Source organism: Aeromonas aquatica (genome assembly GCF_000764655.1).
In the GTDB taxonomy this organism is placed as follows: Bacteria; Pseudomonadota; Gammaproteobacteria; order Enterobacterales; family Aeromonadaceae; genus Aeromonas; species Aeromonas aquatica.
Genome location: NZ_JRGL01000101.1, coordinates 65,892 through 86,589 on the forward strand (window position 1 = coordinate 65,892; position 20,698 = coordinate 86,589).

Consider the following 20,698-nt stretch of genomic DNA (forward strand, 5'->3'; position numbering starts at 1 on the left):
CAGGATCAACGAATGGACTTCATGGGTGCACGATGGACATGGGGTGATCCCGCTCATCCGCGGCTCATCCTGATATCGATCTGCTGGTGCGGCAGATGCATGCCCAGTCGATGCAGCTTCTCCAGGATCAACGAGTGGACCTCATGGGTGATCGGCATGCGGTGATCCATGTTGTTCACGTAGAGGCGGATCTCGTAGATGAGCGCCGAGTCGGTGAACTCGACCAGGAATACCTCGGGAGTCGGGGTATCCAGCACCAGGCTGGACTCCTGCACACACTGCTCCAGCAACTGCTGCACTCGCTTGGGTTCCTGAGTCAGGCCGATGCGGATGCGCAGCTTGACCCGGGTGATGGCATCGGACAGGGACCAGTTGATGAACTGCTCGGTGATGAAGGCCTTGTTGGGGACGATGATCTCCTTCCTGTCCCAGTCGACTATGGTGGTGGCGCGGGTCTTGATCTTGGTGACTGTGCCGGTCAGATCGCGGATGGTGACGGTGTCGCCGAGCCGGATCGGCTTCTCGAACAGGATGATGAGGCCGGAGACGAAGTTCGCGAAGATCTCCTGCAGGCCGAAGCCGAGGCCCACCGACAGCGCCGCCACCAGCCACTGGGTCTTGGACCAGTCGATGCCGAGCATGGAGAAGCCGGTGAGGGCGCCTATCAGGATCACCATATATTTGCTGACGGTGGTCAGGGCGAAGCCGGTACCGGGGGAGAGGCTCAGATGCTGGAGCAGGGTGAGCTCCATCAGCCCCGGCAGGCTGCGGGCGGTGACCACGGTCAGGATGAAGGCGAAGGCGGTCAGCATCAGATCCTGCAGGGTAATGGCGGAGAGCTGCTCTATGCCGGCCACCTTGCTGCTCACCTGCCACACCTCGATGCTGCTGAGGAAGCTGAAGGCCGAGTTGAGATCCGACCATTGCACCACCACCAGTATGGTGAAGCCCAGCATCAGCAGGGTGCGCACCAGCCCCAGCGACTGGGCGCTGATGGTGTCCAGATCCAGCTCGGGCTCCTCCACCACGTCCGGGATCTCTGAGCTGAGATCGTCCTCGTCCCGTTCCCGCTGGGCCAGGATCTCGGCCCGCTTGCTCTTGGCGCGATCGAAGGCGAGGCGGCGGCGCTGGATCAGCATCCAGCGATGGGCCAAGTAATAGACAAGCAGGCAGCCGAGCCCCAGTAGCAGGCTCAGCTCCAGCTGGCGCAGCAGGGTGCGGGAGGTATAGAAGTAGCCGAACAGGGAGCCCAGCACCGCCAGCAGGGGGGCCAGCATCAGGCTGTTCCAGATGAAGTGGTGCAGCAAATGGGGCTTGGTCATGTCGGCCTGGCCCCAGGTCAGCGGCAGCTTCTCCCGGTTGAGGCGGGCGAAGAACAGCAGCAGCCAGAGCGCCCCTATGATGAAGGCCAGGCGGCCGAGGGAGTCGTAGAAGGCGTGCTCCTGATAGCTGTTGGCCATGCCCTGCACGAAGAAGCTCGGGATCAGCACCAGCAGCAGGGTGCGGAACTGGCCCCACACCCGCTGCACCGGTTCTTTCGGCCAGCGAAAATGCAGGATCAGGATCCCCTTCTCCAGGGTCAGATGGCGGGCGACCAGCAGCGCCAGCAGCAGAAACCAGATCTCGCCGAGGCCACGGGCCACGGCCACCGCGAAGGGGTATTGCCAGGCGCCGTCCAGCAGGCCGCGCATCATCAGCACCATGGCGGGCAGCGGCAGGGCGGCGAGCAGGGAGCGCACCAGCAGCCGGCTGGTGAGGCTGAACTTGTCCTGGGTCACCTTGCCGATGCGCGGGGCTATGTAGTGGCTGTACTGCACCAGGTGGCGCCCCAGCTTGGCCCAGCACCAGGCCAGCACCAGCAGGCCGAGCCCGGCCAGGGTGAGGTTCATGGGGTTGTTTTCCACGATGGCCCTGGGCAGTTGCAACCAGTTGGCGGGATCGATCAGCAGGCTCAGCGCGGTGGGCACCCCGAGCAGCACGGTCGGGGTGAGCGGGCGCACATCCGGCATCCAGAACAGGTGGCTGGCGCTGATGTCCCGGATCTCGTCGATTTTGCTGTTCTGACGGCTGTAGAGCAGCTTGAGCCGGGTCTGCTCCTGGATCAGGGTGTCGGAGGCGTCGTTGAGCCGGGTCAGCAGTTGCCGTCTGGCCTTGAGCAGGTTGTCGAGCACCGCCTGCTGGGCCCTGTCCAGGGTGATGTCATCACCGCTGAGCAGGCTGTTGCGGATCTGGTCGGGATCCTTGAGGGCATCCTGCTCTGTCTCGTACTGGTACTTCGCCATGCGCGCCTTGACGATGGCGGACTCCAGCTTCTCCAGCGGGAAGTAGTTGGGCAGATCGGCCAGCTTGCTGCGCAGGTTCTCACCGTAGGCGTTGCTGATCTGCAGCCATTCCAGCTGCTCGCGCACCGAGTTGACCAGATCGTTGAGTCCTGACAGGGAGGTGTCGATGTCCCGCTGTTCGTCCTGCACCCGTTCGATCTGCTCCTCCAGGGCGCCGAGTTGCAGGGAGAGCGCCTGATTCTGCTGTTGCTGCTCCTGCAGCAGAGGCAGATCCGAGGTGAGCTGCCGGCGCAGCCGCTCGCTTTCCGCCAGCGCCTGCTCCGTCTTCTCCCGCCGCAGCAGGTTCTGTTGCGTCAGCAGGCTGTTCTGCCACTCGTCCTCATCGGTGATGGCGAGGTTGAGCTCCTGCAGCTTCAGCTTGCCGAGATCGTTGCGCTGCTGGGCGGAGAGCTGCTCCAGCTCCAGCATCTGGATCCGGTCAGACAGGCTCTGCTCCTTGAGGCGGGTGGCCAGTTGATGGGCCTCCTGCAGGCGATCCGACTCGTTGCTGAAACTCAGGCGATCGAGCTGGGCGCGGGTCTGCAGCAGCTGCTTGCGCAGCTCGTCGACCCGCAGGTGATACTCCTGGCCCGTGCTCTCCAGCTGGTTGAGACCATCCATCACCGCCTGGCGCTCCTTGCGCAGGTTGATCTGGCGGTTGCTGCTCAGGCTGATGGCCTGGCGCAGTGCCTCCTCCTTGAGGGAGGAGAGGGGCGGGCGGGACTGGGGCTGATAGTTGTGCAGGCTCTCCTTGAGGCGGGCCGACTCCTTGGGGTAGTCGATGAGGATCTGCTGGTAGACCTTGCCCTGCTCCCGGTAGCGCTGGGCATCCCGGGCGTATTGCAGCGCCTGCTGGTAGCTCTCCCGCAGTTGCTGGTTCTCCGGAATATCGGTTTTGGGCACGCTCTGCAGCAGCTCTTCAACTTGAGTGATGGCGTCATTGGCCTGAGCGAGAGAGGGGAAGAGGCTGACGAAGATCAGCAGACAGAGCAGGCGTTGCAACATGGCGCACGTTTCCGTTCATGAAAAGTCGCCTTAGCCTAAAGCAGGGGCCAGGGCGGGTAAAGCCTTCCAGGTTAATGATTCACAACATAAATGACGGGTGATCAGGGCCTTGTTTGGCTATTATCCCGCTCGTTTCTCCTGTTGCAGAGTATCTTATGTCCTCCCTCGATTTGGGCACTGCGCCCCTCTCTCGCCTCTTCCTGCGTTATGTCACCCCGACGGTGGCGGCCATGCTGGTCACCGGGGTCTATGTGACCATAGACGGTATCTTCGTCGGCCATATCCTGGGTCAGGATGGCCTGGCCGGCATGATGCTGGCCTACCCCATCTGCGCCGTGCTCTATGCGGTGGGAGCGCTGATCGGCATGGGCTCCTCGTCGCTGGCCTCCTTCTACCTCGGCAAGGGGGAGCAGGGGAAGGCGCGTCACATCGTCGGCAACGCGCTGGTGATGGTGCTCATCGCCTCGGCCGTACTCGCTTTTATCGGCATTAATTACGGCGATTCAATGCTGGCCTGGATGGGGGCCGAGGGGGAGATCTTCGACGCCGGCCTGGCCTACTTGCAGTGGTACGCCTGGCTCGGGATCTTCGCCGTGCTCTCCATGGCGTTCACCGCCCTGCTGCGCAACGATGGACGACCCGGCCTCACCACCTGGATCCTGGTGGGCGGCGGCGTGCTCAACGTGCTGCTCGATTACCTGCTGATGGTGGTGATCCCCTGGGGGCTGGCGGGGGCGGCGATTGCCACCATGCTCTCCCAGGCGGTGACCGGCGGGCTCTGTCTGTGGCACTTCTTCACCCCCCGCAGCCAGTTGCGCATCCGCTGGGACACCCTGGTGCCGGACTGGCGGCTGATGGGGGAGACGCTGCGACTCGGGGTGTCGAGCTTCCTGATGTACCTCTACCTGTCGGTGGTGCTGGCGCTGCACAACAAGGCGCTGCTGTCGGTGGGGACCTCGCTGCACGTGGCCGCCTACGGGGTGATCAGCTACAGCGAGGCCTTCTTCTACCTCATCTTCGAGGGGATCGCCATGGGTATCCAGCCCATCGCCAGCTTCAACGCCGGGGCGGGCAACTGGCAGCGGGTGCTGCGGGTACGCAATCTGGCGTTAGGAGTGACTATGGTGGTGGCACTGTGCGGCATGATCCCGCTCTATCTGTGGCCAGAAGCAGTGGTTTATCTGTTTGCAGGGGACAACGCGGCCCTGCTGCCGGTGGCGACTCTCGGCATCTGGCTCTACTTCTGGGGCCTGCCGATGGAGGGCCTGCTGCTGGTGGGGGCGACCTACTTCCAGGCCATCAACCGGGCTCGTATCGCCTCTTTGCTCACCGGCGGCAAGCTGGTACTGATCGGCGGCTTCCTGTGGGGTTTCTCTTCCCTGTGGGGGGTGGCCGGGGTCTGGCTGGCGCTGCCGACCTGCAGCACTGTGCTGGTATTGGTGATGTGGCGGGCCATGCGCAAGGAGGTGGGGCTGCATGCCGGCGCGAGCTGAATATGATTGCCACCGGACCCTGGGTGACGGATGTGAAAAAAGAAGAGGCAGCCCAGGCTGCCTCTTCTTTTTTATGACGTGAGCCAGCTCAGGGCTTGAAGGCCCCGATAAAGATGGCGGGGTCGACGCGGGCATCGTTGAGACTGACGTTCCAGTGCATGTGGGGGCCGGTGGCACGGCCGGTGGCGCCGACCCGGCCGACGATGCCGCCCCTTGGCAGGCTCTGACCCAGTTTCACGTCGACCTTCGACATGTGGCAGAACATGCTGATCAGCCCCTGACCGTGATCGACGAACACCGTATTGCCATTGAAGAAGTAGTTGCCGATCAGGATCACCTTGCCTGCGGCCGGCGCCTTGATGGGGGTGCCGGCACCGACCGCGAAGTCGAGACCCGAGTGGGGGTTGCGTTCCTCGCCATTGAAGAAGCGGCGCAAGCCGAAGGGGCTGGAGAGCGGGCCGTTGACCGGTTTGTCGAACAGCAGGTTGCTGGGCTGGGTGGGGCTGAAGGTCTGATAGGCCTGGGTCTGTTCCGCCAGCTCGCGGTTGATGCGTGTCATGTCTTCGGCCAGCGGGTTGACCTGGCGGCCGTTCTTCAACTTGATGTGTTGCTCGCGGTAGTGCTTCTCCCCGACCTGGAAGCTGAGGCGGCGGCCATCGTCCAACACCAGCTGATAGGGGCCAGCCGCACTCTTGAGCGGGATGCCGACGATGGCTATCCAGCGACGACCCTCCTCACGCACGACCAGCACCGGCTTGTCTTGATAACGTGCGCTGGGCGCCTCTGGCCCGTCCCCCAGTGCTACCACGGCGACGCCACCCGGGACGGGGTGATTGAGCAGCCGACTGATGAAACCGGGCTCGGCATAGAGATGAGTGCTACCCAGCAGCAGGACGAGAAAGAACAGTCGACGCATTACGACTCCATCGAATAACAAGGGGATGAGATAAAGGGGAAAATGATGCCACATTCCTGCCGGGCTGTCCGTCACCTTGGACAAGGACGCCGGCCAAAGATGTTGTCCGGCACTGAGCAAGCTTAACAACTCTGTGCTATTTACTAATGTGTCACTAAATGTTGGTTGTTGAATGAAACCCATTGTGACAGAAGGGATATAAGCGCTGGCAGGGAAAATGGCGGTCGCTGGCGGCACCCAGGGTAAATGGAGGTTGTGATGAAGACGAACGCTCTCTTAATGCTCGCACTCGCCATGGGCGGGCTGGTATCGGTCCCCGTTGCCGCCTTCAACGGCACCATTACCATCAATGGGGAAGTGACTGCCGGCACCTGTGCCATCGCCGTCAATGGCGGCACCGCATCGGCCACCGTGACCCTGCCCACCGTCAGCACCAATGCGTTGACCAGCATAGGCCAGACCGCGGGGGCAACGGGTTTCAATCTGGCGCTGACCGGCTGCCCAGTAACGGGATCGGTGCGGGCCTACTTCGAGAATGTCGGGGTGGCCCAGGCCACGGGCAACCTGACCAACAAGGCCGTGGCCGCGGGTGGCAAAAATCCGGCCCAGAATGTGGAGGTACAGATCCTCTCGGCCAACAGCAGTCCCATCGACCTTCGCACCAACACCAACAACTCCCTGGTCAATTTCAGCGGCACCGGGACGGCCACCCTCTACTACAGCGCCCAGTATGTCGCCACGGGAGCCGTCGGTGCCGGTCTGGTCTCGGCGGATCTTATCTATTCGCTGGATTATCACTGAGAGCCGTCCCATGAGGCGGCTCGGTAGTTGGAAAGGAAAGGGAATTGTGTTGGGTCGTCTGCTCTGGTGCTTGGCTCTCTTGTTTCCGTGGCAGGCCTGGAGTTATGTCCAGATTTCCGGCACCAGGGTTATCTATCCTGCCAGTGCCAGAGAAGTCACGCTGGAGCTGATCAACAAGGGCAATACGCCCTCGCTGGTACAGGTGTGGATCGATTCCGGTGATCGCCGTATCCGCCCGGGCGCCGAAGCGGTTCCCTTCCTTATCACTCCCCCCATCACCCGCATCGAGGCTCAGCGTGGGCAGTCGCTGCGCCTCGCCTATGTGGGGCAGGGGCTGCCCCAGGATCGCGAGTCGGTATTCTGGCTGAATGTGCTGGAGGTACCGCCGAGCGCCAAGTCCACCCAAGCGGGCCAGAATCTGGTTCAGCTTGCCTTTCGCTCCAGGATCAAGCTGTTTTACCGACCCGAAGGGTTGGCAGGCGACATGGAGCACTCCGCCCATCACCTGAGCTGGAGTCTCGTCAGGCAAGGGAACGGCTATGCGCTGCGAGCCAGCAACCCGAGCCTCTACCACGTCAGCATCAGCAATCTGGAACTGCAAACAGCCCAGACGACGCGCTACAACAACCTCAGCGGTGGCATGGTGGCACCGGGGAGCAGCTTCGATTTCCCGGTCGATCGTCTCTCTGGCACCGTGCATGCCAAGGCGGTGACCTTCTATTGGCTCAATGACTATGGCGCCCGCGAGGTGGGCCAATTCGTCTTCAACTGAACCCTTGGTGTGGGAGCCGGATGGCCAGGCCGCCTCTCCCTGCACCTCTGCTGGCTCTGAGAGGGGAGGTATGCCGTGATTGCCAGCGTTCTCCCGTTATCCATGTCCTTCCCCCGTATCCATGCCTGGCGCCATCTTCGCGAATGCTGGTGGCTGCCCTTGCTTTGCTGGGGCTCCCTGACCATGGCGGATGAGACCGCACCCGGCCCGGCGGCGACCGGGGTTGATACCACCGCCACGGATGTCGAGTTTGACAGCCGGTTGCTCGACAGCCTGGGGGTGAACATCGATCTTGCCCGCTTCGCCCGCGCCGATTTCGTCCCTCTTGGCCTCTATCAACTCGAGATCACCATCAACGGCAAGGAGCGGATGAGCCAGCAAGTAGAGGTACGAGCGGGGACCGATCCCAAGGTGCCCCGATTTTGCTTCAAACCGGGCCAAGTGACGCAGTGGGGCCTGCTCGTCGACAAATTGCCCAATCAACCATCGGCAAAACAACAGCTTGAAAGTGACTGCATCGAAGTGGCTTCCCTGGTGCCAGGGGCCAGTTTCGTCTTCGATCTGGCGAGCCTCAGCGGGGCACTCAGCCTGCCACAGGCGTATGTGGGTCAGGTCAGACGCGATTATGTCGGCCCGGATCAGTGGGTACAGGGGATCGATGCGGCCTTCGTCGGCTATAACGCCAACCTCTATTACAGTGAGCAGGACGGGGTCGACGAGCCGTTCAGCAACAGCGTCAACCTCAATACCGGTATCAACCTGGGGGCCTGGCGCCTGCGTCACAATGGCTCTTATCAGGGCAATGACGGCGGCAGTTATCAGCCCCTCAACAGCTATGTCCAGCGCGATGTCACAGGGCAGACAGCCCAGCTAAGTCTGGGGGAGTATTTCACCCCGGGGGACAGCTTCGACAGCGTGCCCTTTACCGGCGTGCAGCTGGCCAGCGACGATGCCATGCTGCCCGATTTTGAGCGGGGCTTTGCCCCCGTGGTGCGTGGCGTCGCCCAGAGCAATGCCAGAGTCAGCATTCGCCAGGGCAGTGCCCTCATCTATGAGACCCAGGTCGCCCCCGGCGCCTTTGCCATCGACGATCTCTATGCCACCAGCTTCGCCGGGGATCTGGATGTGACCATCACGGAGGCGGATGGCAGTGCCCGCAGCTTCACCCTGCCATTTTCTTCCGTGGTACAGATGCTGCGAGACGACACCTCCCGCTTCAGTCTGACCCTTGGCCGTTATCGAAACGAGTCTGGTCCCGATGGCCCGGATTTTCTGCAAGGCACCTATCGCCGCGGCTTCTCCAACACCCTGACCCTGTATGGCGGCACCATAGCCGCCGAAGATTATGCAGCCCTGCTGGGCGGCGCCGCAGTGGGCTCGGACTACGGCGCCCTGGCCCTCGACATCACCGGCTCCTGGGCGCGGGATCTGCCCGCCATGTCCGACCTGCCCTCGTCACTCTCCGGGCAGAGCTACCGCCTCACTTACAGCAAGCAGATGGATGTGACCCAGACCTACTTCACCCTGGCAGCCTACCGTTTCTCCAGCGAGGGCTACCTGGATTTGAGCGATGTGGCCGCCGTGCAGTCGCAGACCTTCGATCAGTTGCAGCGCGAGCGCAATCGCTTCCAGCTCAACATCAACCAGCCCATAGGGGAGTGGGGGGATATCTACTTCAACGGCATCAGCCGCGACTATTGGGGTGGCCAGACCGAGAGCAGCAGTTTCCAGCTCGGATACAACCGGGGCTTTGACTGGGGCAGCCTGACGCTCTCGGCCAGCCACTCTCTCGACGACGGGGTCGGCGATCAATACATGTTGAGTCTCAGCATTCCCATCGGGAACCGGCTCGGAGCCCCACGGCTGAGCAGTACTCTCTCCTATCAGGAAGGACAGGGATACAGCGCCAGACTGGATCTCAACGGGGGGGCCCGGGATGGCCGCTTCTATTACGGGCTCTATGGCAGTCAGAGCCGGGGCGGTGGTATGGGTTATCAGGGCTATGGTGCCAACCTGCAGTATCAGACGGCGGCCACCCAGCTCGGCCTGTCAACCAGTCAGGGAGACGGCTACTCCCAGTATGTGGCCTCGGCCAAGGGCACCCTGCTGGTGCATGAAGACGGCTGGGTGCTGGGGCAGACACAAGGTGAGACGATGGCGCTGGTGGAGGCCAAGGGCGCCCAGGGGGCCAGGGTCAGCCACGGCATCGGCAGCGAGGTGGACGGGGATGGTTACGCCGTGCTGGCCGGTCTCAACCCCTATCGCACCAACGTGATCGGCCTGGATCCGAGCGGCTTGCCGCTGGACGTGGAGATAGACGGCAGCGCCCAGATGGTGGCCCCCCGTCGGGGAGCCATCGTCAAGCTGGCGTACGAGACCCACATCGGCCAGCCGTTGCTGCTCAAGGTGCAGCGTTCCGATGGCAGCGCTCCGCCTTTTGGTGCCGAGGTGATGGATGGTACGGGCGATTCGGTGGCCGTGGTCGGGCAGGGGGGGCTCATCTTCGTGCGTGGCGAGCAGTCCGTACTGCATGTTCAGTGGGGCAAGGAGCCCGATCAACAGTGTCGGCTGGACTATCGGGTGCCGAAGCCTGATCCGGCCGTGCCTTATCAGCAGGTGTCCGCACGTTGTGTCACGACGGGGGGAGGATCATGAGAGGTTGCTGGTGCTGTGGTCTTGTCCTGGGTGCCTTGCTGTGGGGGCAGAACACGGAGGCCGCGCTCAACCTGCTGCGTACCCGGTTGATCTATGAGGGGGGTGGGGAGGCGAGCCTGATGGTTCACAACGGAGGGGCCGAGCCCAGCTTGTTGCAGGCCTGGGTCGATGGGGGGAACGAACACCAGGGGCCGGCCGAGGTCTCGACCCCCTTTCTGGTGGTGCCGCCCATGATCCGGCTCGGGCCGGACAAGGGGCAGACGCTGCGTATCCTGGGGGCGGATTTGAACCAACTGCCCAAGGACAGGGAATCCCTGTTCTGGCTCAATGTGCTCGGGCTCCCCCCCAAGGCGAGCAGCTCAGAGGCCAGCGTGCAGCTCGCCTACCGTACCCGCATCAAGCTGTTTTACCGCCCGGCCGGCTTGCAGGGGGCGGTGGCGGAGGCGGTGACCCGACTTCGCTGGCAGGCACAGGCACAAGGGCTGAGCGTCAGCAACCCGAGCCCCTTTCATATCAGCCTGAGCGAAGTGCTGCTCGAGGCGGGGACAAAGAAGGTCAGCTGGCAACAGGGGGGGCTTATCCCACCCTATGGCATGCTGCAAATACCCATCCAGGTGGTCGAAACGACTGGTGGAAAGGGGAGGATGCGCTGGATAGATGATGATGGTAACTATCACGAGCAGGGGTTTGTGCTTGGCAAGCAGGGAGGCAACACCCATGACTGAACAAACGGGGCATTATTGGCCGGGTAGGCCGATCCTCTGGGTGCTGGGAGTCTTGCTGCTGAGTTATCTGCTGTGGCAGCCCGGCGCCCATGCCGTCAATGGCCAATGCACCAGCCCCTTCGTGGCGACCGGGCCCATTACCGCCACCAGTACCCTCTATCAGCCCGGTGCGACCAGCGGTCCCACCGCCTTCTCGACTACCAGCTCGGCTACCTGTGATTGTGTCGGGATTTCGGTGGGGTTGTTGGTGACTGTCTATTATCAGGGCTCCACCAGCCTGCCTACCGTCGCGGATCCTTCGGGGACCCTCATCAAGCTCAACTCCTATTTTGGCCTCAAGGCCGAATTCAATGCGGCTGGCAGTTATCAGACGGTACCGTTCAATGCGACCTCGAGCGGGTTGCTGAGCCTCTGCATCGGTAACGTGGTGAATCTGGCGTTGGGTGGGATCAACGTGACTGGCGGCCGCTATACCCTGAAACTGCTCAAGGGGGTGACGGGCACCCAAACCTTCAACGGTACCGTCGCCTATCTGTTCGTAAGACGTTCCAACCTGCCCGACACCAGCCCGGCCAATGCCTTCAGCACATTGGCGATGAACATCAGCGTTACTTCGACCCCGACTTGCCAGTTTCCGGCCGGTACCAGCATTCCCATCGATCTCGGGGCCGTGGCCCAGAGTGCTTTCGTCGAGGGAGAGGTACCCAGAGGCTATGCTCCGCGTAGCGTCAATGTGAGCGTCACTTGCAGCCAGATCCCGAGTGACTACGTGGTGCCGCTCAGCTATAGCTTCGGGGGGGCGCTCAGCAGCCAGAATCGTTTCATCACCACCAGTCTGGCCGGGGTCGGGGTCGGAATGCTCGAGCAGGACACCCAGACCGCTATTCCATTTGATACTGCCATCGCGGTACCCTATTTAGCCGCCACCAATAACACCAACTACAAGGTGAGGCTCTATCCGACCCGGTTGCCGGGTCAGGTGGTGCGCACCGGCGCTTACACTGGCACCATCATGGTCACGGTGAGCGTGCCCTGATCGCGTGCCTTCCTGCTTTTTTTCAACGAGGTCGATGATGAACAGTGACAACATCCTGCGTAGCGAACCCAGGCGCCACCCCATAGGGCGAGGCTGGGCCTGGGTCCGCACGGGATTCGATATCTTCAACAAGGGCATGGGTGTCAGTGTGGCCATGATAGTGCTCTGGTTCCTGGTGGGACTGGTGCTGGAACAGTTACCGGCGGGCGGTTTCATCTCCCAGCTGCTGTACATGGTGTGGGGCGCCGGCTGGGTGGCGGTGGCGGCGCGGGGCTACGGGGGCAACGCTCTGCAATTCTCCGATTTCTTCTCCGGTTTCCGTCACCGATTGACGCCTCTGATGCTGGGCGGGCTGATGGTGCTCTGCCTGTTCACGCTGATCCTGTTGATCTGCTTTGGCCTGCTGCATCTGTGGGATCTGACCGGCTTGCTGTCTCAGGATCCGGAAACCCTGACGGTGACACCCGAGCAGGCGCAGAGATTCCTGCTCTGCCTTTTGTTGGGGCTGGCATTGCTGGTGCCCGTGCTGATGGCCATCACCTTCGCCCCCGCCCTCATCTTCTTCCACGGTGTCGGGATCTGGCAGGCAGCCAGGCTGAGTTTCAAGGGCTGCCTGAGCAACATGTGGCCCTTCCTCTGGTGGGGGCTGCTGGGAGCCGTCCTGATACTGTTCGGTGCCCTCCTGTTTCTGGTCGGTCTGCTGGTGGTGCTGCCGGCCATCAACTACTCCATCTACGCGGCCTATCGCGACATCTATCTGGAAGAGCAGGAGTGCACAGACGCGCCGCCACCAGTCAAGGCGTTCGGCTTCGAGGCGTAAGCCAGCACAGCATAAAAAGGGGCCCTCGGGCCCCTTTTTATTGCGCGCCTATTCGGTTTGCCACAGGGGATCGTCCGCCATGCGGGCGATGAGGAAGTCGAGGAAACTGCGCAGCAGGGGGGACATCTGCTTGCGGGTGCCGTAGACGGCATAGACACCGAGCCGCTTGGGCCGCCACTGGGTCAGCAAGGGCACCAGGGCGCCGCTCTCCAGTTCCGCCTGCACCGAGTAGCGTGGTTGCAGGCTGATCCCCGCCCCATCCAGGGTCGCCGCCAGCAGCAGGTTGGAGATGTTGGCGCTGAGGTTGCCGCTCACCGGCACGGACTCGGGCCCATCAAGCCCCTGAAATTCCCACAGGCTCTTGCCGAAATAGGTGTAGGTGAGGCAGTTGTGCAGGGCCAGATCCTGCACCCGTTGCGGCGTCCCATGACGAGCGAGATAGGCCGGGCTGGCACAGACCACGGAGTGGCAGGTGCCGAGACGGCGCGCCACCAGATTGGGATCCAGATCGTTGGTGATGCGCACCGCGAGATCGATCCGCTCCTCCACCAGGTTGACGGTTCTGTCCAGCAGCAGGATGTCGATGGCGGTGCCGGGGTAATGGGCCAGATAGTCGTTCGCGGCCTTGACCAGCAAGGCTTCCGAGAGGGAGTAGCTGCTGGTGATGCGCAATTGCCCCTTGGGGGCCTCGTCACTGCGGATGGCGAGCTGCTCCATCTCCTCCCCCAAAACCAGCATGGATCTTGCCCGGTTCAGCGCCTCTTCCCCCGGTCCGGTGAGGCTCAGCCGGCGGGTGGTGCGGTGCAGCAGGCGGGCGCCCATCCAGCGCTCCAGCTCCGCCAGATAGCGCGACACCATGGCGCGGGACATCTCCAGCTTGTCCCCGGCACCGCTCAGACTGCCCTGCTCGACCACAGCGACAAAGACCCGCAGTGCCGTCAGTCGATCCATGTTCCGCCCTCCAATATGCTCGATTTGTGCAACAGTGATGCGCTCATTATGCGGTATTTGCGCTCATAAAGTTCCAATAAACTGTGTTCATTCGATGACAAGCGACCTTATGAGGAATACCCGATGAACACAGCACTTCGTACCCTGACCCTGGCCATCACCCTGCTCAGTGGCGCCGCCCTGGCGGGCCCGCTGACCGTGACCGTCTACAATCCCGGCGACAAGGCCATCTTCCCCGTATCCTCCGAGCTGGTGACCGGCGACAAGGAGGCCATCCTGATCGACGCCCAGTTCGGGGTCAATGACGGCAAGGCCCTGGTGGATCTGATCAAGCAGAGCGGCAAGAAGCTGACCACCGTCTACATCAGCGGCGGGGATCCTGACTTCTACTTCGGGCTTGAGCCCATCAAGGCCGCCTTCCCCGAGGTCAAGATCCTGGCCAGCCAGCACGTGGTCGATCACATCAAGCAGACCAAGGATGCCAAACTGGCCTACTGGGGCCCCATCCTCGCCGAGCAGGCGCCCAAACAGTTGATAGTGCCAGAGGTAATGACAGCTTCCCAGCTGACCCTGGAAGGGAAGACGATCGAGATCAAGGCGATGAACACCCCGACTGCCTACCTCTGGGTTCCCTCCATCAAGACGGCGTTTGGCGGCGTGCCGGTATACAGCGGTACTCACGTGTGGATGGCCGACAGCCAGACCAAGGCGGCGCGAGCGCTCTGGGTGCAGACCCTCAATGAGCTGCTGGCCCTGAAACCGGAGCGGGTCGTGCCGGGTCACTTCCTCGGGGCTGAACCCAAGGGTGCCGAGGCAGTCACCTTCACCCGCGACTATGTGCAGCGCTTCGAGCAGGTGCTGGCCAAGTCCAAGGGGTCGGCCGAGCTTATCGACGGCTTGAAGCAGGCCTTCCCGGCCCTGCCGGTCGACGACGGCCTAGCCATCGGTGCCAAGGTCAATACCGGCGAGATGAAGTGGTAATGGCCTGAGTCCAATTTCCTGTGTTTTTTACCGGGCAGTCGCTGCCCGGTTTTTTCAATTGATGGCGCCCGGAGCGAACCTATGAACGAAACCACCTTGCATTATGTGTACGACCCCCTCTGTGGCTGGTGCTATGGCGCGGCACCTCTGCTCGCGGCCGCGGCCGGGATCCCCGGCCTTGGGATCGCGCTGCATGCCGGCGGCCTCTGGCTGGGCCCGCGTCGCCAGCCGATGGGAGAGGCGCTGCGCGACTATGTGCGACCCCACGACGAGCGGATCCAGGCCCTGACCGGCCAGCCGTTTGGGACACGCTACTTCGACGAGCTGCTGCTGAGCGAGGGCCTGTCCCTCGATTCCGAGCCGCCCATTCGCGCCATCCTGGCGATCGACGAGCTGGGGGGAGATGGCCTGACGCTGCTGCACCGCATCCAGCAGTGCCACTATCGCGATGGCCGTTGGGTGGGCTCCCTGGACAACCTGGGCGAACTCGCGGCGGAGCAGGGCATCACGAGAGGCGCGTTCGAGCTGGCCTGCCAGAGGGTGGATCTGGCCGGGCACCTAGCGGAGAGCCAGCGCTGGTTGCGCCGCCTCGGCGGTCAGGGGTTCCCGACCCTGGGGTTGATGCAAGGTGAGCGGATCACCCCGTTGCCGACCGCCTCCTTCCTCGGGGATCCGGCCGCCTTCGCCGCTCATCTCGCTCAGGCGATTGGGCAGGGGCACGCCTCGGCATGAGGGATCTGGTCTGAACAGTGCCTTTCAGAGCCATATTTGCTCATGCTTGGAGCCGTGCCGATGATATAGGATGACGCAGCTAAAAATATCCATTTATGGATAGTCATCTTGTCGGGCGCCAATGTCCCGAATGTATCTCTTGTCGGCAAGGATCTTCACCATGTTCAACAACATGTCTATTAGCCAGAAACTGAGCGGTGGATTCGCCGTCTTGGGCGTCCTGATCGTCGCCCTTGCCTGGTTCTCCGTGTCCCAGTTGTCGGGCCTGTATCGTGACAGCACCGAGATCACCGGCAACCTGATCCCGAGCATGCAGGCCGCCAACCAGATGGAGATCGCCCTGCTGGATGCGCGGCGGGCCGAGCTGAACATGGTGATAGCGGCGCGGGAAGATCAGCAGGAAATCGCGTTGCACGACAAGACCTACCTGGCGGCCAGGCAGGAGTTCGACGCCGCGGCCCAGGCCTATGGCGCCATGCCGTTCACCTCGAGGCAGGAAGAGCAGGAGTTCATGGCCCTCAAGGCGGCGGCCAGCCAGTACTTCACCTCCCATGAGCAGCTGATGGCGGCCCTGCATAAGGGGGATCTGGAACGGGTCATGTCCCTGCGCAAGGGGGAGACCCTGGTCGCGCTGGAGGCGGTCAGCAAGCAGGCACTGCTGCTGCGCAGCATCAACGACAACGCCGCCCGTGACATGACCACCACCATCAAGGGGGTGTACGAAGATTCCCGGCTGCTCAACATCCTGGTCGGCTCGATCGCCGTGCTGTTCGTGGTGGTGGTGGCCTGGCTGCTGACCCGGCTCATCCGCAACCCTGTCATGCTGTTGCTGGCCCAGACCCAGAAGGTCTCGGCGGGGGATCTGGCGACCGAGCTGAGCCTGGCCCAGTTCAACTATGATGAGCTGGGGCAGCTGGCCAGGGGCTTTGGCGAGATGCAGGGGCGTCTGCGGGATCTGGTCAGCGAGGTGTCCGGCTCCGTGGTGCAGCTCAGCTCGGCCGCCGAGGAGATCAGTGTGGTCGCCAGGCAGTCGGCATCCAGCATGAACAACCAGCAACATGAGCTGAATCAGCTTGCTACCGCCATGAATGAGATGCAGGCCACGGTGCAGGAGGTCTCCCGCAACACCAACGACGCGGCGGGGGCGGCCACCCTGGCCAGCAGCACGGCCGAGCAGGGCGCCCATACCGTCAACGACTCCATAGTGCGGATCGAGCAGGTCGCGACCGCCATCGAGAGCACGGCCGAGGTGATCCGCCAGCTCGGCGATGACAGCCGCAACATCGGCATGGTGCTGGAGGTGATCCGCGGCATCGCCGAGCAGACCAACCTGCTGGCCCTGAACGCCGCCATCGAGGCGGCCCGGGCGGGTGAACAGGGGCGTGGGTTTGCGGTGGTGGCCGATGAGGTGCGTACCCTGGCGAAACGGACCCAGGATTCCACCGCCCAGATCAACACCATCATCTCCGAGCTGCAGCAGCGGGCGGAGCAGGCCGGCAGCACCATGGCGCAGAGCCAGGCGCTGATGCAGGCGACCGTCGGCACGGCGCGGGAGGCGGGGGCCTCCATCACCGAGATCAGCGGCTCGGTCGAGAGCATCTCCCAAATGAACATCCAGATAGCGACGGCGACCGAGGAGCAGGGGGCGGTGAGCGAAGAGCTCAACCGCAACGTGGTCAACATCAGCCATGCTTCGGAGGAGGTGGTGGCCGGGGCGACCCAGATGGCAAATGCCTGTCAGGATCTCAATCTGCTGGCGACGCAGTTGCAGGAGATGGTGCGTCGTTTCAGGGTGTGAGCACCCGCTGACGATGGCCCTTAGCACGGGCCCGGATCTCGTATCCGGGCCCGTTTTGTTTTGCTGTGCCGGGCCGGCTCTTCCCGTTTGATGCTCATCCCTTGTCCCCCCGCCCGTTCTTGGGCATCCTAATGGCCCCATTGATTGGCCGGATTCTGGATGTATGAACCTTCGCGATCTCGAGTATTTGGTAGCGCTGGAAGAGGAGAAACACTTTCGCAAGGCGGCGGAGCGCTGCTTCGTCAGTCAGCCGACCCTGAGTGGCCAGCTGCGCAAGCTGGAAGATGAGCTGGGGGTGATCCTGATCGAGCGCACCTCCCGCAAGGTGCTGTTCACCCCCGCCGGCGACGCCATGGCCCTGCAGGCCCGCAAGGTGCTCAAGGAGGTGCGCGAGCTGAAAAGCATCGGCCAGCACTTTGCCGAACCCATGTCCGGCGAGATCCACATCGGCTTCATTCCCACCGTGGGCCCCTATCTCTTGCCCCACATCATTCAGGATCTGCGGGAACATTTCCCCAAGTTGGAGTTCTACCTCTACGAGGAGCAGACCCAGGCGTTGCTCAAGCGGCTGGAGGAGGGGACCCTGGATTGCATCATACTGGCCGAGCTGGAAGGGATGGAGGGATTTGGCTCTATACCGCTGTATCAGGAGCCCATGTGGCTCGCCGTGCCTCAGCAGCATCCCGAGGCGCACGCCAAGGCGGTGCCACTGCACAACCTTAAGGGCAAGAAGCTGCTGATGCTGGCCGACGGCCACTGCCTGCGGGAGCAGGCTCTGGGCTTCTGCTTCGCCGCCGGCATTGGTGAGGATCAGCGTTTCAAGGGCACCAGTCTCGAGACCCTGCGCAACATGGTGGCGGCGGGCAGTGGCCTGACCCTGATCCCCCGACTTGCCGTGCCGGCCAATCCCGAGGAGGGCGGTGTCAGCTACCGGCCCGTGGTGGATCCGGTGCCGGGCCGCGCCATCTCGCTGCTTTACCGCCATTATTCGGTGCGAAGGCCCTGTTTCAATGAGCTGGCCGCTCGCATCTCACTGCTGATGAGACCATTACTGGGATAATGCTCGGCATGCCAAATAAAAAACCGGCGCCAAGGGCGCCGGTTTTTTTACATGTCGGGGTTCTGCTTAGAAGATATCGTCGGTCGAGACGGGACCATCGCTGCTGGAGCCATCGCCACCGTAGACCTGATTGCCGTCGGAGAGCTGGCTCGCGTAGCGGGTAGGCTCAGTCCCTTCCTTGAAGAACTCCTCGGTGGTGCTGCCGTCGGTGCGATTGGTCAACAGACCGGTTTCGCGATCGATGCGCACCTGCATGACCCCCTCCGGCACCGGCATCTTGCGCTCCGGTACCTGTTGCAGCGCGGTCTTCATGAAGTCGATCCAGATGGGCTGAGCGGCGCCGCCACCGAACTCGGCCCGTCCCAGACCACGCTGGTGGTTGTCAAAACCGATCCAGGAGGTGGCGACCAGATTCGGGGTGTAGCCGGAGAACCAGGCATCCCGCGATTCGTTGGTGGTCCCGGTCTTGCCCGAGATATCGTGACGCTTGAGATCACGGGCCGCGCGCCAGCCGGTACCACGCCAGCCGTTGCCACCCCAGATGGCGGTGGTCAGGGTGTCGGTCACCAGGAAGGCGCTCTGGGCACTGATGGTCTGCGGTGCCATGTTGTTGGGCACCACGGGGTCTATCGGGCACTGAGCCTTCCAGTCGCCAACCGTATTGGCATAAGCATCGGCACTGTCGAGGCCGGCGGCGGCGAGCACGCCACAATCGCGGCAGGCGGCGGCCGGATTGGCCTGATACAGCGGCGTGCCGAAGCTGTCGGTCACTTCGGTGATGAAGTAAGGGGTGACCTGGAAGCCGCCGTTGGCCAGCACCGAGTAACCGCGCACCACTTCCAGCGGGGTGAACTCGGCGGCGCCCAGCGCCAGGGATTCGTTGGCGGAGATATGATCCCGTGCGAAGCCGAAACGGGTCAGGCCGTCGATGTAGGTATCCAGCCCGATGGCGCGCATCAGCCGCACCGACATCACGTTCTTGGACTTGGCGAGCCCCAGACGCAGGGTGGTGGGGCCTTCATAGATGGCCGGGGAGTTCTTGGGCTGCCACATGGGGCCCTTGGCGGGATCCCACTGGTTGATCGGCGCATCGTTGATCAGGGAGGCCAGGGTGTAGCCTTGCTCCAGCGCGGTGGCATAGAGGAAGGGCTTGATGTTGGAGCCGACCTGGCGACGGGCCTGATCGACCCGGTTGAATTTGGACAGCTCGAAGCTGAAGCCGCCGACCAGCGCCTCTATGGCCCCGTCCTGCGGGTTCATGGCGACCAGGGCGGCGTTGACGTCGGGGATCTGGGACAGCAGCAGCTCTTCCCCTTTCTCCCGTACCCAGATCTGGGCGCCGACTTTGAGCACATCCCGCGCCGATTTCGGTGCATAACTCTGGCGATCATCGGTGATGAAGGCGCGTGCCCACTTGATGCCGTTCCAGCCGAGCTCGGCCTGCTTGCCGTTCTTGAGGGTCAGGGTGGCACTCTTGTCACCCAGCTTGGTGACCACGGCCGCCATCAGCGGCTGGTAAGTGGGTTGCTTGGCCAGATGGGCCATGATCTGTTCGTAATCCCAGGCGGGCTCCCCCGCCTTCCACAGCAAGGCGGTCGGGCCGCGATAGCCATGGCGGGTGTCGTAATCGAATACCCCGTCCAGCAGTGCTTGGTGGGCGGCGCGCTGACGCTTGGCGGTGACGGTGGTGTAGACGTGCAGCCCCATGGTGTAGGCGTCTTCGCCAAACTGCTCCACCATCTTCTGGCGCACCATCTCGCTCAGGTAAGGGGCATCGAGGGTCGTTTCGGCGCCGTGATAGCGGGCCTTGATCGGCATCTTGGAGGCTTCATCAAACTGGGCCTGGGTGATCTTGCCGGTCTCCAGCATGCGCCCCAGCACCACGTTGCGGCGCGCAAAGGCGCGCTCGGGGGAGCGAATGGGGTTGAGCATGGAAGGCGCCTTGGGCAAGCCGGCGATGATGGCAATCTCGTCTAGGGTCAGATCCTTGACCTCCTTGCCAAAATAGACCTGCGCGGCGGCGCCGACCCCGAATGCCCGATAGCCGAGCGGGATCTTGTTGAGATAGAGCGTCAGGATCTCGTCCTTGGAGAGATTCTGCTCGATGCGCCAGGCCAGGAACACTTCCTTGACCTTGCGCACAATGGTCTTCTCGTTGCTCAGGAAGAAGTTGCGGGCCACCTGCTGGGTGATGGTACTGGCGCCCTGACGGGCCTGGCCGGAGACGGCCCAGACGGTGGCGGCACGGATGATGCCGATGGGATCGATACCCGGGTGCTCATAGAAACGGGCATCCTCGGTGGCGAGCACCGCATCGATCATGGGCTGGGGAATCTCGTCCAGCCGCAACGGGATGCGACGAATTTCGCCAAATTGGGAGATCAGTTCCCCATCCCGGCTGTACACCTTCATCGGGGTGGCCAGCTTGACGTCGCGCAGTGCGCTCACATCCGGCAACTGGGGCTTGATGTAGAAATAGATGCCGATGAGGCTGGCAACACCCAGCGCTGCACCCAGCATCATGACAATAAACAGGCGAACGAGCCATTTCAGCATGGAAGAACTACCAATCGTCTTAAAATTAGCCAACGGGCGCAGAGTATAGCCTTTTTACCCCCGCAGATTCGAGATT

General features: G+C 62.7%; 15 protein-coding genes. 11 read left to right on the forward strand and 4 right to left on the reverse strand.

The features are described 5' to 3' along the window. Nucleotides 1–53: 53 nt before the first annotated feature. On the reverse strand, nt 54–3,326 hold the full coding sequence (gene mscM, locus LG30_RS0112260; RefSeq protein ID WP_033130994.1) for a miniconductance mechanosensitive channel MscM: 3,273 nt from the start codon (nt 3,324–3,326) through the stop codon (nt 54–56). Between the two features lie 155 nt (nt 3,327–3,481). Here mscM and LG30_RS0112265 point away from each other — a divergent pair, with 155 nt between their 5' ends. Next, nucleotides 3,482–4,819: an MATE family efflux transporter gene (locus LG30_RS0112265; protein WP_033130995.1), complete on the forward strand. Its 1,338-nt coding sequence runs from the start codon at nt 3,482–3,484 to the stop codon at nt 4,817–4,819. 88 nt (nt 4,820–4,907) lie between these two features. On the opposite strand, the gene LG30_RS0112270 is transcribed toward LG30_RS0112265, so the two are convergent. Then, on the reverse strand, nt 4,908–5,735 hold the full coding sequence (locus LG30_RS0112270; protein ID WP_033130996.1) for a M23 family metallopeptidase: 828 nt from the start codon (nt 5,733–5,735) through the stop codon (nt 4,908–4,910). Between the two features lie 258 nt (nt 5,736–5,993). On the opposite strand from LG30_RS0112270, the gene LG30_RS0112275 reads away from it, so the two are divergent. The 6 genes from LG30_RS0112275 (at nt 5,994) to LG30_RS0112300 (ending at nt 12,544) form a co-directional block, all read left to right on the forward strand. Next, complete coding sequence (locus LG30_RS0112275) at nt 5,994–6,536, forward strand: fimbrial protein (RefSeq protein WP_033130997.1); 543 nt, start codon at nt 5,994–5,996, stop codon at nt 6,534–6,536. A 46-nt stretch (nt 6,537–6,582) separates the two neighbouring features. After that, on the forward strand, nt 6,583–7,308 hold the full coding sequence (locus LG30_RS0112280; protein WP_238566429.1) for a fimbria/pilus periplasmic chaperone: 726 nt from the start codon (nt 6,583–6,585) through the stop codon (nt 7,306–7,308). 75 nt (nt 7,309–7,383) lie between these two features. After that, nucleotides 7,384–9,963 carry a fimbria/pilus outer membrane usher protein gene (locus LG30_RS0112285; RefSeq protein ID WP_238566430.1) on the forward strand — a complete coding sequence of 860 codons (2,580 nt, stop codon included), beginning with the start codon at nt 7,384–7,386 and terminating at the stop codon, nt 9,961–9,963. Then, nucleotides 9,960–10,688: a fimbrial biogenesis chaperone gene (locus LG30_RS0112290; protein ID WP_033130999.1), complete on the forward strand. Its 729-nt coding sequence runs from the start codon at nt 9,960–9,962 to the stop codon at nt 10,686–10,688. Before LG30_RS0112285 ends, LG30_RS0112290 begins: the two co-directional genes overlap by 4 nt. After that, nucleotides 10,681–11,724 (forward strand): fimbrial protein, encoded by a 1,044-nt coding sequence (locus LG30_RS0112295; RefSeq protein WP_033131000.1) that lies wholly within the window; start codon nt 10,681–10,683, stop codon nt 11,722–11,724. Before LG30_RS0112290 ends, LG30_RS0112295 begins: the two co-directional genes overlap by 8 nt. Before the next feature lie 37 nt (nt 11,725–11,761). Further along, nucleotides 11,762–12,544 carry a BPSS1780 family membrane protein gene (locus LG30_RS0112300; protein WP_033131001.1) on the forward strand — a complete coding sequence of 261 codons (783 nt, stop codon included), beginning with the start codon at nt 11,762–11,764 and terminating at the stop codon, nt 12,542–12,544. A 48-nt stretch (nt 12,545–12,592) separates the two neighbouring features. On the opposite strand, the gene LG30_RS0112305 is transcribed toward LG30_RS0112300, so the two are convergent. After that, nucleotides 12,593–13,495: a LysR family transcriptional regulator gene (locus LG30_RS0112305; protein WP_033131002.1), complete on the reverse strand. Its 903-nt coding sequence runs from the start codon at nt 13,493–13,495 to the stop codon at nt 12,593–12,595. 123 nt (nt 13,496–13,618) lie between these two features. On the opposite strand from LG30_RS0112305, the gene LG30_RS0112310 reads away from it, so the two are divergent. The 4 genes from LG30_RS0112310 (at nt 13,619) to oxyR (ending at nt 18,066) form a co-directional block, all read left to right on the forward strand. Beyond that, on the forward strand, nt 13,619–14,476 hold the full coding sequence (locus LG30_RS0112310) for a Vmh family MBL fold metallo-hydrolase (RefSeq protein WP_033131003.1): 858 nt from the start codon (nt 13,619–13,621) through the stop codon (nt 14,474–14,476). A gap of 81 nt (nt 14,477–14,557) precedes the next feature. Continuing rightward, entirely contained in the window at nt 14,558–15,208 is a 651-nt protein-coding gene (locus tag LG30_RS0112315) for a DsbA family protein (protein ID WP_033131004.1), read from the forward strand. Nucleotides 15,209–15,368: 160 nt separating this feature from the next. Then, nucleotides 15,369–17,006, forward strand: a complete 1,638-nt coding sequence (locus LG30_RS0112320; RefSeq protein ID WP_033131005.1) for a methyl-accepting chemotaxis protein — start codon at nt 15,369–15,371, stop codon at nt 17,004–17,006. A gap of 163 nt (nt 17,007–17,169) precedes the next feature. Continuing rightward, nucleotides 17,170–18,066, forward strand: coding sequence for a DNA-binding transcriptional regulator OxyR (gene oxyR / locus LG30_RS0112325; protein ID WP_033131006.1), 897 nt, complete (start codon nt 17,170–17,172; stop codon nt 18,064–18,066). A gap of 66 nt (nt 18,067–18,132) precedes the next feature. On the opposite strand, the gene LG30_RS0112330 is transcribed toward oxyR, so the two are convergent. Further along, entirely contained in the window at nt 18,133–20,622 is a 2,490-nt protein-coding gene (locus tag LG30_RS0112330) for a penicillin-binding protein 1A (protein ID WP_033131007.1), read from the reverse strand. Nucleotides 20,623–20,698: the final 76 nt, after the last annotated feature.